Source organism: Streptomyces pseudovenezuelae, assembly GCF_001513955.1.
GTDB lineage: Bacteria > Actinomycetota > Actinomycetes > Streptomycetales > Streptomycetaceae > Streptomyces > Streptomyces pseudovenezuelae.
Genome location: NZ_KQ948150.1, coordinates 740,234 through 759,623 on the forward strand (window position 1 = coordinate 740,234; position 19,390 = coordinate 759,623).

The window sequence follows — 19,390 nt, forward strand, 5'->3', positions numbered from 1 at the left end:
CCCGCTGTGGCGTCAACCCCCGCCGCACGGGGCGACGTCAAGCAGGGCGGCCGAGCGGCGGGTGCTCCAGCACGCGGGGCTTGTACTCGACCAGCTGGATACGGCCGTCGAAGGTGCGGTGCTCGATCATCTCGAGGGCAACGTCCGGATAGCCGTCGTAGATGCGTTCTTCGCCCGTGGCGCCGGTGATCACCGGGAACATCACGACCCGGAAGCGGTCGACGAGTCCGGCGCGCAGCAGGGACCGGCACAGGCTGAGGCTCCCGATCGTGCTGAGGAGTCCCGAGCCGCTCGACTTCATGGCGCGGACCCTCTCGACGGCGTCGTCGCGCACGAGGGTGGCGTTGGCCCAGGTCAGTGGCTCTTCGAGCGAGGAGGAGAACACCACCTTGGGCGCTTGTGTGAGCTCGTCGACGGACGCCTCTTCTTCGGGCCTGAACTCGTCTTGGCCAGGAGGGACCTCGCCTGCGGCGAAGCCCGACATCAGGCGGTAGGTCTTCGCCCCCATCAAGTAGGTGGCCTCGGGCTGCCGGCCGAGCCATGCGAGGTACTCCGGGCCCTCAAGGCCCCAGAACCCGGGCCACCCCTCTCCCGACGCGTAGCCGTCGAGGGACGTGATGAAGTCGACGAGAAGCTCCGACATGGCGGTGTCCTTTCCTGGGTGTCACGAGCTTGGACCGGACCTGAGTCACAAACTCATCGGCCGCGCCGTGGGGCAACGAGAAGCCCCATTTGCCGCAGCCGGTCAGGCAGGCGGAGCGGCACTGGTCGGGGCCAGCGGCTTACCTGGTTGCCGCGCACGCGGTTCGGCGGTGATCCCCACCTGCTGCCCGGCCGTGATCACGGTCGACATGGGTTCGACGGGATCGTCTCGCGGCCCGTGCGACGCGGGTGATGCTGCGCCCTCGCGACCGGGCCTCAGACCTCGGCCGCGTGCCCCGGCCGCACCTTCGACCGGGCGCTGTGCCGAGCCGAGTGCGTCGTCGCGAACCGGGCCTTGTAGTGACCGGGGGAGACGCCGAGCCGGGCCACGAAGCTCCGTCGGAGCGTTTCGGCACTGCCGAAGCCGGCCGAGCGGGCGCTCTCTGCGACGCCGTGGCCGGAGTCGAGCAGGGCCTTCGCATGATCGAGCCGTACCTGTTCGACGAACTTGGCTGGTGTCGTGCCGAGTTCGGTGTGGAAAAGCCGGGTGAGATGGCGCGTGCTGACACCGACGAGGGCTGCCAGCGAATCCGCGGTGTGCTCCAGCGCGGGTTGCGCCGAGATCAGGTCGGTGACCCCGCGCAGGGCGAGCGTGCGCGGCACGCTGCCCTTCAGCGACGCGGAGAACTGGGACTGCCCTCCGGGCCGCTGCATGAACATGACCAGACCTCGGGCGACCTCACGGGCCAGATCCGCGCCATGGTCGCGCTCGACGAGGGAGAGGGCGAGGTCGATGCCGGCGGTGACACCCGCCGAGGTGAAGATGCCGCCGTCCTCGACGAAGAGCGCGTCGGGATCGACGTGGATGTCGGGGTGGGCACGCGCGAGCAGACGGGCGTGGCGCCAGTGAGTGGTCGCACGGCGGCCCGACAGCAGGCCCGCGGCGGCGAGAACGAACGTGCCGGTGCAGATGGAGACAAGTCTGGGCGTGCGGGCATGCACCCTGCGGACGGCCTCGGTCAGATCTGCTGGGATGGGCTCGGTGACGAGCTGATCGCCACCCGGCACGACGAGTGTGTCGACGGCGAGGTCCGTCGCGGCCGAGTCCACGGGCAGGTGCGCACCGATCGATGTGCGTACCGGTTCACCGGAGGGCGAGACGTAACGCAGCGAGTAACAGGCGCCGAGGGTGTTCGCCTCGGCGAGGACCTCCGCCGGGCCGGAGACGTCGAGCATCTTCATTCCGTCGAACACGAGGAAGGCGACGCGATGGACGGTCATGTGGTTGCCGGCTCCTTTTCTTGATCAGCAGCGGGAAGTCCGAGAGCCGGACGCCCGTTGCGACGTCCGAGAATGTGGCATCCCTTGACGCCCGGACCCGCGACACCGCAGAGCCGGTCGGGGATCAACTCATTCGGGCCAGGCATTCGTCCGGATCACGGTGACGAAGTCCTTGCGCTGGAAATCGGGGTCGAAGTGCGCGAGAACATCGTCGTTCATGGTGCCGAAGGTGGTGTCCGGCCGATCGGCCATACCGTCGTAGAAGGCCTGGAGAATGCGGTTCTTGAAATCCGGTCGCGGGTGGGCGGCGACCACCTCGGCACGTTGCTCCGGGGTGATCCGGTCGAGCTCCAGGCCGAGAACGTCGGTCTCCACGCCGAGCGTCACGACGGCGACCTCCGGGGCGAGGTGGTGGGGGACCTCCGGCGTGGTGTGCAGGGCGATCGCCAGCCAGACGTTGCGCGCCTCTTCCTCGCCTCGGCCGTGATCACGCAGGAAGCCGTACGCCGCCTCGGCGCCGTCGAGCTCGAAGCGGCGGTCCTTCGTGCGGTGCCCGGCCGTCAGCCCGAGATCGTGGAAGAGGCCTCCGACGTAGGCGAGCTCGGGGTCCACCTCGCGTCCGAGGGCTGCGGTCTTGAGCATCCCCCACAGGAACACCCGGCGGGAGTGGTGGAACAGTGTGTCGTCGGCCGACCGGCGCACCAGCGCGGTGGCCTCACGGACCAGTCGGGTGTCCGGGACCGTGATCCCGGCAATCGTCTCGGTCATTGCGTCTCCTGATGACAAAGGTCGAGGTACAAATCGTTCGTTCCGGCTGATCTCCACCGTCGTCCATCGGCTCCGTTCCGGAAAGTGTCCGAACGGACGTCTATCCCACAGATAAGGACATGAGGGGTGCGCGTGAGGGCCCGGCTGAGGTGTCCCTTGCTCTGGCGACTGTTCGACTTCTTCGAGACCGGCGCTGACAACAAGGCCGTGGCCAAGGCGCTGCGGGTGTCGGTGCGGTCGGTCGAACGATGGCGGGTTGCCTGGGCATCCGAGGGTGAGCAGAGCCTGTACTCCAAGGGTCCGGCGTCGCTGACCAAGCTGAGACCGGCGCGGTGCCGCCGTGGCCTTGGGGGGAGGGGATCGCCTTCCATGACGAGTGCGGAGGCGACCTGAGGACGCCACGGGCCAAGGCCTGGCGGGCGACGCGGGCAGACACCGGTCATCACGGTCCGCGGGCGCGGCTCGGGCCGGGTCAACATCGCCGGGATGGCCTGTTACGGGCCCGGGAGCCGCGGCCGCCTGCCCCATCGGCTGCTGGTCCATCACGGCCGCAAGAACGAGCAGAAGGGCTTCGGGCGGCGCGACTAGCCAGCCGCTGCGCACCAGCAACTCGACGCACTGCTGATCGGAGGGCGTCTAGTCGCTGGTCAAGCGCGGGCTGCTGGCCGACCTCGTCCCGGTCGGCCTGGGCGAACTCGCCGCCACCGTCCGCTTCGCGCGACGGCATCCGGCAGTGTGATGCCGCTCATACCGTGTCACGAGAGCGACCGGAGCGGTGTCTTGTGCGCATGACCGACACGAAGCAGTCCACCGTCCTGATCACCGGCGCCAACAAGGGTCTGGGCCACGAGGCCGCCCGCCGTCTCGGAGAGCTGGGATGGAAGGTGTTCCTCGGCTCCCGGGATGAGGTTCGAGGCCGCGCGGCCGCCGAGAAGCTGGCCGCAGACGGCATCGACGTCGTCCTGGTCCCGCTGGACGTCACCTCGGAAGAGTCCGTGGCGGCCGCCGAGGAACTCGTGCGCGCACACCGACCGGCTGGATGTCCTGATCAACAACGCCGGCGCGCCGGGCCACGCGATCCACCCCGGCCAGGCGACGGTCGCGGAGGTCCACGCCGTGTACGACACCAACGTCTACGGCCCGATCCGCGTCACCCATGCCTTCCTGACGCTGCTGCAGGCCGCCGACCACCCCCGGGTGGTGATGGTGTCCAGCGCCGTCGGGGCGTTCTCGGTGGTGACCGACCCACAGCAACCGGTGTCGAAGATGCACGAACTCGCCTACAGCTCCTCCAAGGCGGCACTGAACATGCTGACCGTCCGCTACGCGCAGGCGTTCCCCGCCATCAAGTTCAACGCCGCCACCCCCGGAGAAGTCGTGAACCGCACCTTCGCGGCCACCGACATGAACAACAACACGGGCCAGCTGACCGTGACCGAGGGCACCGACTCGATCGTTCGCCTGGCGCTGCTGGACCCCGACGGCCCGAGCGGCACCTTCACAGATCGGCTCGGCGCCATCGAGTGGTGAACGTCCGGGCCACCGGCGGGGACGCGAGGACGTGCTCCAGGAGTCGTGACTGCGCTGCTGATCAGACTTGTTGTTCGAAGCTCAGTGCTTGGTAGTGGCCCTCGGCGATGTCCTTACGGGTGCCGACGATCAGGGTCTGGGTGTAGACGGTGTGGTCGATCGACTGACCGTGTATTTGCGCCAGCAGAACGAGGTCACCCTCGTCCGGTGCCAACTGCCAAGGGCTGGAGTAACCGCCCAGCTGGACGCTGACGCCGTGCGAGGCACCGCCCGCTGCCGCGTCTCGCACGGCATCCTCGAAATCGTCCAGGATGTCGTCCCGGTCCGCGCCGCCGTCCAGGAACGCGCTGGTCGCGGGGGCGTCGCGCCAATCGGGCGCGACGGTCAGTCCCGGCACCGGATACAGGACGTTCGGTGGGTAGACCCTGGCCTGTTCCGGCTCGCCGTCGAGTTCGTACGTCGCCGGGCGTTCCGTGGTCCGCGCGCCGGCGGGGACGTGGAGCACCAGCGACGACTCCGGTTCGTACTCGATCTCGGCGAAGAACAACAGGTGCCCGTCGGGCGGCAGTTCGATGTCAAGGGCTTCACGAGGGAGCGCTGCACAGTCGACGGTCAGGAGCAGAGGTTCGCGTCCGTCGGGCCAGGAGACGTCGTCCGGCAGGGAGGGGAGGCCCCCCGTGCGCGCGACGGGACGGGCCTCTTCCTGTTGGGCGGGCGTCAGGTTCTGGAAGGGGACAAGGTGGAGGCACGGCCGGGAGCCCGTGAGCATCTCCTGCGCGACGGGTCCGGGGACGCCCTGCTTCTCGGCTGTTCGGAGAACGAGCTCTTTCACTGTCGAAGTGGTCATGACCGCGATCGTGCCACGGCCCACTGACACCGACTGAACACCAACTCCGGCTCCATAGACAGCAGTTACCGACGGGCGTGAGACGCCCGCGAGGGTGTCGCGCTCCGGTCCGTTTCGACGCCTCGGCGTGCCGCGCCTGCCGTTACTGCGGACTCGTCCTCATGGGCTGGGGCGGCAGGTCTTCCGGGAGCAGCATGCGCAGGTCGTCCAGGCCGGGTGCGGGCAGCGTGCCGATGCGGCCCGCCTGGCGGGTCATCATGGTCTCCAGCAGGCGGCGGGCCGTACGCGCGTTGCCGAAGGAACGATCGCGGGGAAGGGTGTCGATGTAGGTGCCGAGCGCGACAAGGGCCTCCGGGGAGCAGTCGTAGCCATAGCCCGAGGCGGCGCGGGTGAGGATGTCGAGCAGTTCGTCGGTGGTGTAGTTCTCGAACTCCACGGTCCGCGAGAACCGCGAGGCCAGGCCCGGGTTGGAGGCCAGGAAGCGGTCCATCTCCCGGGTGTAGCCGGCGGCGATGACGACGACCTCGTCGCGGTGGTCCTCCATGAGCTTCAGCAGGGTGTCGACCGCCTCGCGGCCGAAGTCGGAGGTGACGCCCTCGGGAGTGAGCGTGTACGCCTCGTCGACGAACAGCACGCCTCCCAAGGCCCGTTCGAAGGCTTCCTTGGTGAGCTGCGCGGTGTGGCCGACGTAGCGGCCGACCAGGTCGGCGCGTGCGACCTCCACGAGCTGGCCCTTGGGCAGGACGCCGAGGGAGCGCAACAGATCCGCGTAGAGGCGGGCGACCGTGGTCTTGCCGGTGCCGGGCGGGCCCGAGAAGACCAGATGGTGACTGATCTTCGGGACGGGCAGTCCGGCGGCCCGGCGTTGTTCGGTGGCGGTCAGGAGGTTGACCAGGGAGGTGACTTCGTTCTTGACGGCCGTCAGGCCGACCATCGCGTGCAGTTCCGCGAGGAGTTCCGCGGAGCCCGGTCCGGCCTCGGCGGCGTCGGCGTCCGATGCCACGTCCTCGGGGAGCAGCAGGCTCAGGTCGCTCTCCGCCGGGTTGGTCATGGCGCCGAGCCGGTGGGCCTGCCGGTCCACCATCTCCTCGAAGACCTTGCGGGCGGCACGTCCGTTGCCGAAGGCGGCGTCGCGCGGCATCCGTTCGTAGTGCCGCCCCAGGGCCTCCAGGGTCGCCGGGGTGAGCTCGTAGCGGTGCGCCGCGCACATGTTCTCGGTGATGGTCACCAGCTCGTCCACCGAGTAGTTCTCGAACGCGATGGTTCGGGTGAACCGCGAGGCCAGACCGGCGTTGGAGGAGAGGAAGGCGTCCATGTCGGAGGTGTATCCGGCGGCGATGACGACCACGTCGTCGCGGTGGTCCTCCATGAGCTTCAGCAGGGTGTCGACGGCCTCGCGGCCGAAGTCGGCGCCCGATCCCCTGCTGTCGGAGAGCAGGGTGTAGGCCTCGTCGATGAACAGCACCCCGCCGAGGGCGTCGTTGAAGGCCTCCGTGGTCTTGATCGCGGTGCCGCCGATGACCTGGGCGACGAGATCGGCGCGGGAGACCTCCACCAGATGTCCGGAACGCAGCACGCCCAGATCGGCCAGGATGCCGCCGTAGAGGCGGGCGACGGTGGTCTTGCCGGTGCCGGGCGGACCGGAGAAGACCAGGTGCCGGCTCATCGACGGGACGGGCATGCCGAGCTGCACGCGTCGCTGGGCGAGCTGGTTGAGGTTCACGAGGGTGTGCACCTGGTGTTTGACGTCGGCCAGTCCGACGAGCGACTCCAGCTGCTCCAGGGGCCCTTGGGCTGCCTTGGCCTGCTCGGCACCGCCGGTTCCGGCCGACGCGACGTTCGCGGGCAGGGTGTCGCCCCAGGCGTCCTGAGCGCCGTTGCCGGTGCTGTTCAGGTCGTGCACGCCGAGTCGGTCGCTGACCCGGGTCTGCCGCAGGCCCGCGCCGCGGTTGTCCCGCACGGTGCAGTCGGTGGCGGTCACCGGCTCGGAGCTGTCGACGCGGACGCCGTCGCCGACGTTGGTGCTGAACTGGCAGCCGGTCAGAGAGGCCCGGCCACCGTTGGACACGAGGGCGCCGTGTGCGGCGCAGTCCGTGACATGGGTGCGCAGCGCGGAGAGTTCGCCGCCGTTGTCCACCACGAGACCGGAGGCCCTGCCGGACTCGACACGGCAGTCCCGCAGCGCCCCGATGCCCGCCGGGCCGACGGACACCCCGGCGTCGGCCGCGTCGCGCACGACCGTGTCACGGACCTCGGGCCGGCCGCCCGAGGCGATCCGCAGGCCCGCGCCCCCGGCCCGGTCGACCTCGCAGTGCTCAAGGCGCCCGCGCCCGTCCTCGACGACCTCCACGCCGTGTCCGCCCGGCGAGGTGATCCGGGCCCGGCGCAGCAGCGGATTGGCCGCCGTGCGGATCCGGATGCCGGCGCCCGCCGGATCCGCTATCAGCAGTGAGTCGAACTCGGCCGCCGACTCGTCCTCCAGCAGCACCGCGCAGTCCTTGTCGGCGCAGTCCCGCACCGTGGTTCCGGTCAGGGACGGCGAGCTGGAGCCGACGACCCGGATGGCGGGCGCGCCGGCGCCGTCGAACACGCAGTCCCGGAACGTGCCCCGGGACCGTTCGGTGACGGCGAGTCCGCTGCCCTTGGTGCGTGCGGTACGGCAGCCCAGCAGTTCCGGGTCGGCTCCGGAGCCGAGCAGGATGCCGGGGCCCGAGGTGTCGCTGACCGAGACCTCCTCCAGGACGGGCCGGGAGCCGCTGGTGACGTAGACGCCGATGGCGGTGTCGTGGACGTCGCTGCGCACCACACGGGTGGCGCAGCGGCCTTCGAGGGCGATCGCGGGCTTGTCGGTCGAGGAGATGTCGCAGCGCTCCACCAGGCCCTGCGCCGTGCCGTTGGCGAGGATGCCGTTGGCGCGGGCGTCCCGGATACGGCAGTCGCGCACCGTCGTGTCGGCCTCCTCGCTGATGACGACGCCCGAGGTGCCGAGGTTCTCGATGAGGCAGTCGGCGACGATGCTGCCGGTGGAGGCCGTGTCGACGACACCGGCGCCGTCCGGGTTGCTGATCCGGCAGCCGCGCAGGGCCAGCGAGCCGGACTCCCGGGCCAGGACCGCCGTCCAGCCCGAGCCGATGACCGTGCAGCCGTCCATGGCGACCTGGCCGCGGGGCGCGTCGACCACGGGCAGGTCCTCGCTGCCTCCGCGCAGTGTCAGGTCGGTGAGCAGGACGGCGTCGGCGACGAGCACCACGGCGGTGCCCCGGCGGGGACAGATCTCGGCGCTGCCCGGCTCGCCGTCGGCCACGAGGGTGACGCGCGTCCTGATGGTGAGGTTCTCGTCGTAGCGCCCGGGAGCGATACGGATCACCGCGCCCGTGCGTGCCTGGGCCAGGGCGTCGCCGATCTTGTGGAAGCTGTCCGATCGGCCTGGACAGACCCTGAGCAACTGCCGTGACACGCTGTGATCCTCCTCGCTGTGATGCGCCCGCCGAAACCACGCCGCCCTGTCGGGACGTGGTCGTGCGGTGGTGCGCACACGGTGAACGCTACGGGACGCCGACGGCCAACATCCAGCACAGGCAAGGGAGATGAGGGGCGACACCGGCGCGGTGCGCCGCAGACCCTCTGCCTAGGATGTGCGCCATGCGCGCTGCTCGAACCCACCGCCCGCTGGCCGCCACGGCCGCGTCGGCGGTCGTCGCCGTGCTGCTGGTGGCCGCCGGGGCCGCTCCCGCAGCTGCCGAATCCGTGGAACTGCCCGCCGTACGCGTCTCGTTGGCGGCGGACGAGCCGTGTGCGACGGCCTCCACCCGACAAGCCGACACGGAGCCGTGGGCCCTGACCTCGCTCGGCGCGTCCCGGGCACGCACCCTGTCCGAAGGGGCCCGGACGACCGTGGCCGTGGTGGACACCGGGGTGAGCGACAGCGCGCCCGCGCTGTCCGGCAGGGTGAGCGCGCTCGCCGGCGCGGACAGCGACTGCGTGGGCCACGGGACCTTCGCGGCGGGACTGATCGCGGCGGCACCGGATGCGGGAGGCGGGGCGGGGCCGTCGGGGCTGGCGCCGCGGGCACGCATCCTCGCCGTACGGGGCACCGACGAGCGCGGGGGCGTCACGGCACAGAGGCTCGCGGACGCGATTCGTTCCGCCGCCGACGAAGGCGCCTCGGTGATCTACGTCGGCCGTGCGCTGGCCGACGGCAAGGCGGTGCTGTCGGCCGCGGTCGCGTACGCGGGCAAGAAGGACGCGCTGGTGGTGGCACCGCTCGCGCCAGACGCGCTGCCCAAGGACCGGTCCGGCAAGGTCGTGCGGGCGGAGCCCTGGTACTGGCCCGCCGCGGCGCCCGGCGTGCTGGCGGTGACCGACTTCGGGCCCGACGGAACGCGGCCCGACAACGCGCCGGTGGTCTCCGGGGCGGACCTCGCGGCGCCCGGTGACGCCGTGGTCGGCATCGGTCCTGCGGGCAAGGGGCACTACATCGGCTCCGGCGCGTCGCTGGCCGCGGCACTGGTCGCGGGAGCGGCGGCCCAGGTCCGGGCACGCTACCCGGACCTGTCCGCGGCCGAGGTGTCCCAGCGGCTGACCCGGGCCGCCTACCCGGCCAGTCCGCCCCGCCTGGACCCCTACGCCGCGCTGACCACCGTGGTGCCGGAGGCGGCCGGCACCACGCCTCGCGCCGAGGCGGCCGTGGTCGCGCCGGACGCCCCGCCCGAACCCCGCACGCGTGCTCTGATCATCACCGCCGCGAGTGCCGGAGTGGTGGTGCTGGTGGCCGCGGCGGCGGTGGTGATCCCGCGCGGACGGGCGCGGGGCTGGCGAGCGGCGGACAGCTGAGCGCCGGTGCGGTGTCCGCGTGAGGCGCGCGGGCGGGGTGAGGTGACCCGGTGCGTCCGGGCGTGCGGCGGGACGCGCGGCATCGGCTGAGACCGGCGTTGCTGTGTCGAGTGCGACCCGACCTGCTGTGTCGAGCGCGACCCGGCCTGCCGTGTCGAGTGCGCTCCGCGTCGCCGCTGCGACGACGCCCCGCGTCGCGTCTCCCGCCGCCCTGGTCCCGTCCGTCACGAAAGCGGCCCGAAACGGCACCACTTGGCCTCCTCCGCGTCCACCTCCACCTCCGCCCTCGTGCCTCCGTGCCTGCGACGGCGTCCGTCGTGAGCCCATGCGGGCTGTCCGGACGTGCCGCGCCTCCGGGGTGCGGTGGCCGCACCCCGGCACGACGGGCGAAGTGACGTCCCACGCACGGTTGTCGGGCTCACGCACGCGTGATGATCTCGTCCAGCAGCGCCGTCTGGAGCTGTGTCGACTTGCGGCGTGTCACGCGGGTCGCCCGGCCCGGCGGGAGGTTGCGGCCCTTGAGGCTGCCGATGACGAATCCTTCGGAGGGCGGGCAGGACAGCAGCAGGGTGGGGGAGTTGACCTCCTGCAGGCGGCGCAGGAGCGCCTCGTTGAGGCCGCGGCCCGCGCCCGCCGCCGACCGGGAGACGATCAGGTGCAGGCCGACCTCCCAGCCCAGGGCGAGGTGGTTGAGCAGGGGGTCGAAGGGGGCGTTCATGGGACCGGCGCCCAGCAGGTCGTAGTCGTCCACCAGGATGAACAGCCGCGGGCCCTTCCACCAGTCGCACTTGCGCATCCGGGACGGCGTGATCTCCGGGCCCGGCAGCCGGGTCGTGACCGCCCGGGCGGCGCCGGAGATCATGTCCTTGAGCGCGTCCATGGACACCGCGTGGCCCAGGCGGTACTCGTCGGGGATCGCCTCGACCAGCTCACGGCGGTAGTCGACCACCAGGATCCGCGCCTCGGCGGGCGTGTACCGGTCCATGACGGCCTTGGCCGCCATCCGCAGCATGTTGGTCTTGCCGCTCTCGGTGTCACCGACGACGATCATGTGCGGGTTCTCGGTGAAGTCGTGCCAGACGGGGGAGAGTTCCTCCTCCTCCAGGCCGATCGGCATCCGGAAGCCGCCCTCGGGGCCGGTCTCCTGAGCGGGGGCCGGGAGCTCGGCGTAGGGGAGTTTCGTGGGCAGCATGCGTACCGGCGGGGCGGGCGCACCCGGCCAGCTCTCGCTGATCGCGGCGACGAGGTCAGCGACGCCGTCGGTGAGGTCGTCCGCCGCCTCCGTGCCGTCGATGCGGGGGAGCGCGGTGAGGTAGTGCAGCTTGGTGTCGCGGGTCAGTCCGCGGCCCGGGAGCCGGGGCACGGTCGCGGCCCGCCGCATGTCGATCTCCGAGTCCATGGGATCGCCCATCCGCAGCTCCAGATGGGTGGCGGCCTGGTCGCGGATCGAGGAGGTCAGCTCCACCCAGCGGGCGGTGGTGACGATCAGGTGGATGCCGTAGTTGAGACCACGCGCGGCGATGGCGCCGAAGGTCTGGATGTTCCGGTCGAAGTCCGCGCGGACCGTCGACCAGCCGTCGATGACCAGGAACACGTCGCCGTGCCGCTCGTCGGGGAACTCGCCGGCGTTGCGGCGACGGCGGAAGGTCGCCATGGAGTCGATGCCGTGGTCGAGGAAGAACCGTTCGCGCGCGGCGAGCAGGGAGGAGACCTCGGCGATCGTACGGCTGACGCGTTCGGTCTCCAGACGCGCCGCGACGCCGCTCATGTGGGGCAGGCCGGCCAGCCCCGACAGGGTGCCACCCCCGAAGTCCAGGCAGTAGAACTGCACTTCGCGGGGGGTGTGGGTGAGCGCGAGCGCGGTCAGAATGGTGCGGACCATGGTGCTCTTGCCGCTCTGCGGGCCGCCCGCGATGGCGACGTGCCCACCCGCCCCCGACAGGTCGAGCGTCAGCAGATCGCGGAGCTGGTCGAAGGGGCGGTCGACGATGCCGATGGGGATGGTGAGCCGGCCGCGGCCGGGCCAGTCGACGGAGGTGAGTCCCAGCTCGGGGTCGGGGGTGAGCGGGGGCAGGACCTGGTCGAGCGTGGTGGGACGGTCCAGGGGCGGCAGCCACACCTGGTGGGCGGCGGGACCGGCTTCCCGCAGCCTGGCCACCGCGGCCGACAGGAGTGTCTCGCCGTTCTCGTCGACCTCGGGCTGCGGCTCGGGGTCCGGCGTCACGGGCAGCTGCCTCGGCATCACGTACGCCGTCGTCCAGGGCACGGTCTGGCTGGTCACACGGGCCTGGTGGGCGACGCCCCGCCGCTCCTGGTAGGGGCCGGAGACGTACGCGGCACGGAAGCGGGTCAGCGCCTCCACACCGGACTTGAGGAAGCCGCTGCCGGGGGCCGGCGGCAACTGGTAGGCGTCCGGCACACCGAGGACACCGCGGCTCTCCATGGCGGAGAACGTGCGCAGGCCGATCCGGTAGGACAGGTGGCTCTCCAGTTGGTGCATGCGGCCCTCGTCCAGGCGCTGCGAGGCGAGCAGCAGATGCACACCGAGTGAGCGTCCGAGGCGGCCGATCATCACGAAGAGTTCCATGAACTCGCGATGCGCGGCGAGCAGTTCGCTGAACTCGTCGACGACGACGAAGAGGCTGGGCAGCGGCTCCAGCGGGACCCCGGAGGCGCGGGCTTTCTCGTAGTCCAGCGCCGAGGTGTAGTTGCCGGCGGACCGCAGCAGTTCCTGACGGCGCATCAACTCGCCGTGCAGGGCGTCCTGCATGCGGGAGACCAGGGCCGCCTCACCGGCCAGGTTGGTGATCACGGCGGAGGTGTGGGGGAGTTCGTCCAGGCCGAGGAAGGTGGCGCCGCCCTTGAAGTCGACGAGGACGAAGTTGAGGGTCTCGGAGGAGTTGGTGAGGGCGAGCGCGAGGACGAGGGTGCGCAGCAGTTCGCTCTTGCCGGACCCGGTGGCGCCGATGAGCATGCCGTGCGGTCCGGTGCCGCCCTGCGCGGACTCCTTGATGTCGAGTTCCACGGGTTGCCCGTCCGGGCCGACGGCGATGGGTACGCGCAGCCGGGCGGGGCCGGTGTGCTGCTGCCACAGGGCGGCCGGATCGTGCCGGTGCAGGTCGGGGATGCCCAGCAGGGTGGTCAGCTCGACGTTGGTGGACAGCGGCTCGGCCGCGTCGGGGCCGGTGCCCGTGCCCATGCGGTACGGCGCGAGGCGGCGGGCCAGGACGGTGGCGCCCGTGGTGCCGAAGGTGTCGGGGCGGCCGAGCACGGTGGTCTGTTCCTTGCGGTCCCGGTCGGTGCGCACCAGGGCGAAGGAGCTCTCGGACACGTCGAAGCGCAGCGTGACACGACCGGGCCGCCAGCTCAGGGCGCCGGAGAGGTCGAGGACGACGGTGTTGCGGTAGCCGGGCCCGTCGAGGCGGTGGCCGCTGGGGACGGTGGCGCCGTCGATCACGATGACGGTGAAGGGCTCCTCGCGGCCGGGGACGGCGTCGGGGTCGAAGGCGGGCCGTTCCTGGAACTCCGCGCCGAGCAGGTCCTCCAGCTCGCCCAGGGCGGAGACGGTCATACGGACGGGACCGGCGCCGTCGGTGTCGTGCGGGTGCAGGGCGTGCGGCAGCCACTTGGTCCACTCCCAGTCCGCGCGCCGCTCGTCGGCGACGCAGAAGGCGAGCCACAGGTCGTCCGGCGAGTGGAAGGTGGCCAGCTGGGCCAGTAGGGCGCGGGTGACGCCACGGATGTGCTCCTCGTCGCCGCGGAACAGCACCCGGGCCCAGGCCCGCAGGTAAATGGCGATCGGCTGGTCCGGCACGGTCGCGTAGGCGCGCATGAAGCTGCGCAGGGCGTGTGCGCTGAGCGGCTCCAGGTCCTCGACGGGACTGGTGGAGACAGGGGTGAGTTTCAGGCCAAGTTTCTGGTCGCCGACCGCGACGCGGACCTCGCCGAAGTCCTCGTCGCGCGGCCGGCGTTCCCACAGCCGGGTGGTGCCCGCCATGGACGACAGGGCCGCGGGTTCCGGGTGGCGCCAGGACAGAGCGCGCTGCTGGTCGGCGACGGCGCCGCGGACCTTGCGCCGCATCTGGCCGAGGTAGCGCAGGTAGTCCCGCCGTTCGCCCTTCACGCGCTGCTTGCGTTCGCTGCTGCGGCGCATCGCCTGGCCGACGAACATCGCGGCGGCGGCCACCACCATCACGCCCAGGGCGAGATAGATGAACCCGCCGCTGCCGCGGGTCGCGCCCGGCCGCATGAACATGAACATCATGGACACGGACATCAGGGCCATCGGGAGGTAGGTCCAGATGGCGGAGGAGTCCGGTACCACCTCGGGCAGGGGCGGCGGTTCCTGCAGGCTGAGCTCCCCGTCGGGCATCTCCGGGCCACGGCGCCGGGCCGGGCGGCGGAACAGGACCACACTCAAGAGCCGTCTCCTTGTGGGGCAGGGGAGGAGGGCGGGGCGAGGGCGCCACCATTGGTCGGTTGATACTACGATCGTCGAACCGGTGGTGAACTACCGTCCTCCCTGGGCGACTTACGTACACCACGGGTTTTGACCCGATGTTCGAGGATGTGCATCCGGCGTTTCTGTCCCCGTTCCGCACCATCTCCGGAGAGGCGTGAGTCAGCCCCATGACTGACACTCAGGTGGCCGAGCTGTGCCGTCTGACGGTCCGTGCCCCGGCCAGGACCGTGGACCTCGCGGTCCCCGCGGACGTTCCCGTCGCCGACCTGCTGCCCGCGGTCCTCGGCTACGGCGGCGACGACCTCGAGGAAGCCGGACTCGATCACGGGGGCTGGGTGCTCCAGCGTCTCGGCGGAGAGCCGATGGACGAGGAACGCACCCTGGACTCCTACGGGTTGCGCGACGGCGAGACCCTGTTCCTCAGGCCCCGTAACGACGCTCTGCCCGAGGTCCACCTCGACGACCTGGTCGACGGCATCGCCACGACCATGCGCCGCCACCCCTACGGCTGGAGCCCCCAGGTCAGCCGCCGGCTGCTGCTGGGGATCGCGATGGCGGTGCTCGGCTGCGGACTGCTGCTGCTCGCGCTGCCCGGCGGCTCGGCCCTTCCCAGGGCCGTGTTCGCCTCCGCGGCCGGACTGCTGCTGCTCGCCGGCGCGGGCGCCGCGAGCCGGGCGGTCGGGGACGCCGGGGCCGGAGCGGCGCTGGGCTTCATGGTCGCGCCGTACCTGGCCCTCGCGGGCTGGCTGCTGCCGGGCGGCGAACTCAGCGGCAGGCACGCCCACGAGGGGCTGGGCGCGCGGCTGCTGTCGGCCGGTGCCGCCGCCACCGGCGGCGCGGTCCTCGCGCTCGCCGTCGTGGCCTCGTTCGCCGCGCTGTTCCTCGGACTCGCCGTGGTCTCGGTGTTCGGTGCGATCGCTGCCGCCCTCATGCTGGCCGCCGATCTCCCGCCCGCGCACGTCGCGGGCATCCTCGCCGTCGTGGCGGTGGCGCTCGGCGCGTTCGTGCCGTCACTGGCCTTCCGCATGTCCGGCATGCGGATGCCGCCGCTGCCCACCAACGCCCAGCAGCTGCAGGAGGGCATCGACCCGCATCCGGCATCGGTGGTCGCCGACCGCGCCGTTCTCGCCGACGGCTGGATGACCTCGCTGTACGCGGCGGTCGGGGTCGTCGCCGCGGGCTGTGTCGCGGTGCTCGCCCGGGAGGGCGGGCTCGCCGAGCTGATCACGACCGTGGTGCTGTCCCTTCTGCTGGTGCTGCACGCCCGCGGCCTGGGCAACGTCTGGCAGCGGCTGTCCCTGGTGATACCCGGTGTGGCCGGCCTGCTCCTGCTGGTCGTCGCCCGCGTACCGGACCTCGCGCCCGGGTCCCGGCTCGGGGCGGCCGCCGGCCTGCTGGCGGTCACGGCGGCCCTGGCGATCGCGTCCTGGACCGTGCCGGGACGCCGCCTCGTGCCGTACTGGGGACGCGCCGCCGAGCTGCTGCATTCCGCCCTGGCCATCAGCCTGTTGCCGCTCGCCCTGTGGGTGCTCGGTGTCTACGGCGCGTTGCGGTCCGTCAACGGATGACCGTGCCGCCGACGACCGGACCGATACCGGCCGAGGGCCGAACCCGAGCCGAACCGAAAGGCACCGAACCCTGCGATGCAGTCCCGACGTGATCAGGTCCAGGCGCACATGTTCGTCATGGGGCGGCTCACCTCCAGCATGTTGCGCGCGGACCCGGACGCACCCGAGAGCCCGCAGGGCCGGACCAACCGCGGGGTGGTCATCGGCGTGGTGATCGCCGTGCTGATCTCCGCAGGGGCGTTCGTGCTCGGCCTGCTCAAGCCGGGCGCCAAGGACTCCTGGCAGGAGGCCGGCACGCTCGTGGTCAGCAAGACCACCGGCTCCCGCTACCTCTATCTGAACGGCCGGCTGCGCCCGGTGCGCAACTACGCCTCGGCGCGACTGCTGGCAGGGGCCGACATGACGGTCTCCTCGGTCGGTGCCGCCTCGCTGAGCGGCACGCCGCACGGCACGCCCGTCGGCATCGTCGGTGCCCCGGACGCGCTGCCCGCCGGCGCGAACCTGGACGACGGCCCCTGGCAGGTGTGCTCGGGCACCACCACCGGTTCCACCGGCACCACCCTGGCCATCGGCGCATCCGCGGATGCCGCGGGACTGCCCACCACCCAGGCGCTGTTGGTGACCGGGCCCGACAAGGCCGACTACCTGGTCTGGCGGGGCAGCAAGCTGCGGCTGGACAAGGACTCCCACGCCCGCGAAGCCCTGGGATACGGCTCCACGCCGCGCCTCGCGGTGTCGGCGGCCTTCTTGAACTCCGTGCCGTCCGGGCCGGATCTGACCCCCGTGGAGGTGCCGGACCTGGGCGCGCGGGGCCCCTCTCTCGGTGGCCGGAGCACCCGGATCGGCGAGGTGTTCCGCATCACCGTCCCCGGCTCCGCCGAGCGCTTCTACCTGTTGCGCGGCGAGGGCCTGGTTCCGCTGACCGCGACCGACGCGGCCCTGTTGCTCGGCGACCCGGACCTCCGAAAGAAGGTCTACGACGGGCGGGCGGCGCAGATCGCGACGCTGGGCGCGGACGCGCTGAGCGGCCATGTGGCGCCCGGCGCCGACACCTCGGCACCGGACACCGAGCGGCCCTCGTCGCCCCCGGAACCGGTCGGCGTGGACGAGGACACGACCGTCTGCGTACGGGTGCAGCCGGGCCACAAGGGTCCACGCATCAGCGTCGCCCTGGTCGCGGCGGGCGGCCTGGGGCCCGCGGCGCAGGCCCCGGCCGAGGGACTGACACCGGCCTGTGTGCCGGTCGGCAGGATCACCGTGCCGCCCGGCGGCGGAGACCTGGTGCGGGCGCTCGGTGCGAGCGGCAGCGAGGTCGGCGGCACGCTGTATCTGGTCACGGACACCGGGATGAAGTACCGGGTGGGCTCGGCCCAGGCGCTGGCGTCGCTCGGCTACGCGGAGAGCCAGGCGCGCGGGCTGCCCGCTCCGCTGCTGGCGATGCTGCCGACCGGTCCCGATCTCACCCCCGAGGCGGCGGCGCTGGGGACCACCACCACGACGGCACCGCGCTGCGGGACCGCGACGGCCGCGGGCAACGGCACGGGTGGCCGGGCGGCGGACGGCGCACCCCCGGCCGACGCACCCCCGGCCGGGGAGGAAGCGGACCGGGGATGAACTGTTGGCGTCATTCCGTCGCCCGGGTTGGCAGGACGGGCACGGTATGGGGTAGACCAAAAAACATTCAACTCATCATCATCTAAGCTCACTTACTCAACCTGAACCTCAGGAGGCGCGGCCCCATGACAACGCCCACCGGTAGGCAGCAGTCAGAGGAACAAGCGACACGGAACGGCGTCACCGCGCTGGAGCAGGCATTCTCCGGCGTGCAGCGGTGCCGTCAGGACGTCGACAGCATGAAGAACACCCTCTCCTCGGGATACGCCGGCAGCGACGGCGGCGCGTTCCAGCAGCTCCTTGAGCGCTGGGACCAGCAGGCGGAGATCATTTCGGTCAACCTGAACAGCATGATCGACACCCTCAACGAGACGCTGCGCGCCAAGGGCCTGCAGCAGGGTGCGGCGGTCCAGTCGATCCAGGAGGCCTACGACCGCTCCGAGGCGATCTTCAACGAGCTGGCGGGCTGACCTTCCCGACCAGGCCCCTTCCGCCGGACAAGCCCGCCCAGCCCGCCAAGAGACGAGGACAGTCATGCCCGACTTCACCGACGGACTCATCTACGTCGACTACTCGCACATGGAGAACGCCGCCGACGACATGGTCCAGCAGACCAAGGCGATCGACAGCATCCTCACCAACCTGGAAGCGGAGCTCCAGGAGCTCCGCAACACCTGGGAGGGTGAGGACCGCGCGGTCTACACCGAGAAGCAGGCCGCCTGGGACAACGCTGTCGAGACGATGAAGCGGATCCTCGCCGAGAACTCGGCCCTGCTCACCGACGTCTCCGGGACCTACAAGTACAGCGAGAACTCCCTGACCCAGCTCTGGCAGAGCGTCCGCATCGGCGGCTGATCGGCTCTCCTCCCCCCACCTCCCACTCCCTCGGTCCCGGTGGCCAGGGGGCGGTGAACGACAGGCGAGCAGCAGAAGGAGTACGGCATGGCGGAGAGCGCCCCCACGGTCAATCTGAACAAGGCCTGGCTGCAGAACTTCCTCGACAACGACGTGATCCCGTTCGCTGACGAACTGCGGAAGATGGGCCTGGAAGGCACCGCGCCGGGTGACAGCACCCTGGCGGTGCCGGCTCTCGTCGACCTGGAGGAGGGGGGAGGCAGCCGGGCCGGCTTCCTCACCGGACAGGACAAGAACCCGATCGCGATCGGGCTGATGGCCGGCGACAACAGCTGGACCAACGGGCAATACGTGGTGAAAGCCTTGAACGCCTTCATCGGCGAGGTGACCGCGATCCTGAAGCAGCAGGGTGAGCTCTTCGGGGAGATCCAGGACGGTCTGGAGGACACCATCGAGAAGCTCTTCAAGGCCCGCGACGTCAACCTCGACAAGATCAAGGGCGAGGACTTCATCGACTTCTTCGAGGACGTGGACAGCATCCTGTCCGAAGGGTCGGGTTCGGGAGACGACAACGAGGACGACTGACCGCCTCGCCGCCTCCGTTCACCCTCCTCGCCGCCGGTCCGACCGCCGGTCCACCTGATGGAAAAGGCCCTTCGTCATGGCTCTCGACCCCACCAAGATCACCGGTGAACTCACCGCGACGAACGACCACTGGCACGAAGCCGTCAAGTTGTTCACCGGATATGTCGCACCGGCGCGGGACACCCTCTTCGACACCCTGGTGGGCAACGAGGGCATCCCCCTGATGAAGGTCGAGATCTCCGACGTCTCCCAGGTGGACTATGTCGACACCGAAGATCTCAACTGGCTCTACGAGAACGCCGGTTACCGGATCCAGAACACCGACTTCGTCATCCCCTTCTACCGGACGAGCGGCGGCGCGGGCTCCGACGTGACGATGCACAAGGCGCGCATCACCCTCCTCGG

The 19,390-nt window shown here is 71.0% G+C and carries 13 protein-coding genes and 1 pseudogene; 8 read left to right on the plus strand and 6 right to left on the minus strand.

The window, feature by feature from the left end; all coding sequences use genetic code 11:
* Positions 1-37: 37 nt before the first annotated feature.
* From AQI94_RS31250 to AQI94_RS31260, 3 genes are all read right to left on the minus strand, one after another.
* On the minus strand, positions 38-643 hold the full coding sequence (locus tag AQI94_RS31250; protein ID WP_031037548.1) for a dihydrofolate reductase family protein: 606 nt from the start codon (positions 641-643) through the stop codon (positions 38-40).
* Positions 644-918: 275 nt separating this feature from the next.
* Complete coding sequence (locus tag AQI94_RS31255; RefSeq protein WP_051831894.1) at positions 919-1,923, minus strand: GlxA family transcriptional regulator; 1,005 nt, start codon at positions 1,921-1,923, stop codon at positions 919-921.
* Positions 1,924-2,052: 129 nt separating this feature from the next.
* A complete protein-coding gene (locus tag AQI94_RS31260; RefSeq protein ID WP_031037544.1) occupies positions 2,053-2,691 on the minus strand; it encodes an HD domain-containing protein in 639 nt (212 codons plus the stop codon).
* Between the two features lie 788 nt (positions 2,692-3,479).
* On the opposite strand from AQI94_RS31260, the pseudogene AQI94_RS31270 reads away from it, so the two are divergent.
* Positions 3,480-4,221 (plus strand): annotated as a pseudogene (locus AQI94_RS31270) (SDR family NAD(P)-dependent oxidoreductase).
* A 61-nt stretch (positions 4,222-4,282) separates the two neighbouring features.
* Here the strand turns inward: AQI94_RS31270 and AQI94_RS31275 are convergent.
* Both AQI94_RS31275 and AQI94_RS31280 read right to left on the minus strand, forming a co-directional pair.
* A complete protein-coding gene (locus AQI94_RS31275; RefSeq protein ID WP_225890305.1) occupies positions 4,283-5,068 on the minus strand; it encodes a DUF1963 domain-containing protein in 786 nt (261 codons plus the stop codon).
* A 142-nt stretch (positions 5,069-5,210) separates the two neighbouring features.
* Positions 5,211-8,525 carry a right-handed parallel beta-helix repeat-containing protein gene (locus tag AQI94_RS31280; protein WP_062230043.1) on the minus strand — a complete coding sequence of 1,105 codons (3,315 nt, stop codon included), beginning with the start codon at positions 8,523-8,525 and terminating at the stop codon, positions 5,211-5,213.
* Positions 8,526-8,701: 176 nt separating this feature from the next.
* Between AQI94_RS31280 and AQI94_RS31285 the strand changes: the two genes are divergently transcribed.
* Positions 8,702-9,901, plus strand: coding sequence for a S8 family serine peptidase (locus AQI94_RS31285; protein WP_051832482.1), 1,200 nt, complete (start codon positions 8,702-8,704; stop codon positions 9,899-9,901).
* Positions 9,902-10,319: 418 nt separating this feature from the next.
* On the opposite strand, the gene AQI94_RS31290 is transcribed toward AQI94_RS31285, so the two are convergent.
* Positions 10,320-14,315 (minus strand): type VII secretion protein EccC, encoded by a 3,996-nt coding sequence (locus tag AQI94_RS31290; protein ID WP_037943413.1) that lies wholly within the window; start codon positions 14,313-14,315, stop codon positions 10,320-10,322.
* A gap of 215 nt (positions 14,316-14,530) precedes the next feature.
* Here AQI94_RS31290 and eccD point away from each other — a divergent pair, with 215 nt between their 5' ends.
* The 6 genes from eccD to AQI94_RS45885 all read left to right on the plus strand — a co-directional run.
* A complete protein-coding gene (eccD, locus tag AQI94_RS31295; RefSeq protein ID WP_062230044.1) occupies positions 14,531-15,931 on the plus strand; it encodes a type VII secretion integral membrane protein EccD in 1,401 nt (466 codons plus the stop codon).
* 75 nt (positions 15,932-16,006) lie between these two features.
* Positions 16,007-17,545: a type VII secretion protein EccB gene (eccB, locus tag AQI94_RS31300; protein ID WP_078902821.1), complete on the plus strand. Its 1,539-nt coding sequence runs from the start codon at positions 16,007-16,009 to the stop codon at positions 17,543-17,545.
* A 125-nt stretch (positions 17,546-17,670) separates the two neighbouring features.
* Positions 17,671-18,015 (plus strand): WXG100 family type VII secretion target, encoded by a 345-nt coding sequence (locus AQI94_RS31305; protein WP_031049869.1) that lies wholly within the window; start codon positions 17,671-17,673, stop codon positions 18,013-18,015.
* Positions 18,016-18,079: 64 nt separating this feature from the next.
* Complete coding sequence (locus tag AQI94_RS31310) at positions 18,080-18,400, plus strand: WXG100 family type VII secretion target (protein ID WP_031049872.1); 321 nt, start codon at positions 18,080-18,082, stop codon at positions 18,398-18,400.
* Between the two features lie 87 nt (positions 18,401-18,487).
* Complete coding sequence (locus AQI94_RS31315; protein ID WP_031049874.1) at positions 18,488-18,985, plus strand: type VII secretion system-associated protein; 498 nt, start codon at positions 18,488-18,490, stop codon at positions 18,983-18,985.
* 76 nt (positions 18,986-19,061) lie between these two features.
* Positions 19,062-19,390, plus strand: a 329-nt coding sequence (locus AQI94_RS45885) for a hypothetical protein (protein ID WP_225890306.1), incomplete at its 3' end; no start/stop codon positions are given.

Bases quoted from the DNA above. Each gene is read 5' to 3' on its own strand.
- AQI94_RS31250 (WP_031037548.1), bottom strand. From the start codon at position 643: ATGTCGGAGCTTCTCGTCGACTTCATCACGTCCCTCGACGGCTACGCG.
- AQI94_RS31255 (WP_051831894.1), bottom strand. From the start codon at position 1,923: ATGACCGTCCATCGCGTCGCCTTCCTCGTGTTCGACGGAATGAAGATG.
- AQI94_RS31260 (WP_031037544.1), bottom strand. From the start codon at position 2,691: ATGACCGAGACGATTGCCGGGATCACGGTCCCGGACACCCGACTGGTC.
- AQI94_RS31275 (WP_225890305.1), bottom strand. From the start codon at position 5,068: ATGACCACTTCGACAGTGAAAGAGCTCGTTCTCCGAACAGCCGAGAAG.
- AQI94_RS31285 (WP_051832482.1), top strand. From the start codon at position 8,702: ATGTGCGCCATGCGCGCTGCTCGAACCCACCGCCCGCTGGCCGCCACG.
- eccD (WP_062230044.1), top strand. From the start codon at position 14,531: ATGACTGACACTCAGGTGGCCGAGCTGTGCCGTCTGACGGTCCGTGCC.
- eccB (WP_078902821.1), top strand. From the start codon at position 16,007: ATGCAGTCCCGACGTGATCAGGTCCAGGCGCACATGTTCGTCATGGGG.
- AQI94_RS31305 (WP_031049869.1), top strand. From the start codon at position 17,671: ATGACAACGCCCACCGGTAGGCAGCAGTCAGAGGAACAAGCGACACGG.
- AQI94_RS31310 (WP_031049872.1), top strand. From the start codon at position 18,080: ATGCCCGACTTCACCGACGGACTCATCTACGTCGACTACTCGCACATG.
- AQI94_RS31315 (WP_031049874.1), top strand. From the start codon at position 18,488: ATGGCGGAGAGCGCCCCCACGGTCAATCTGAACAAGGCCTGGCTGCAG.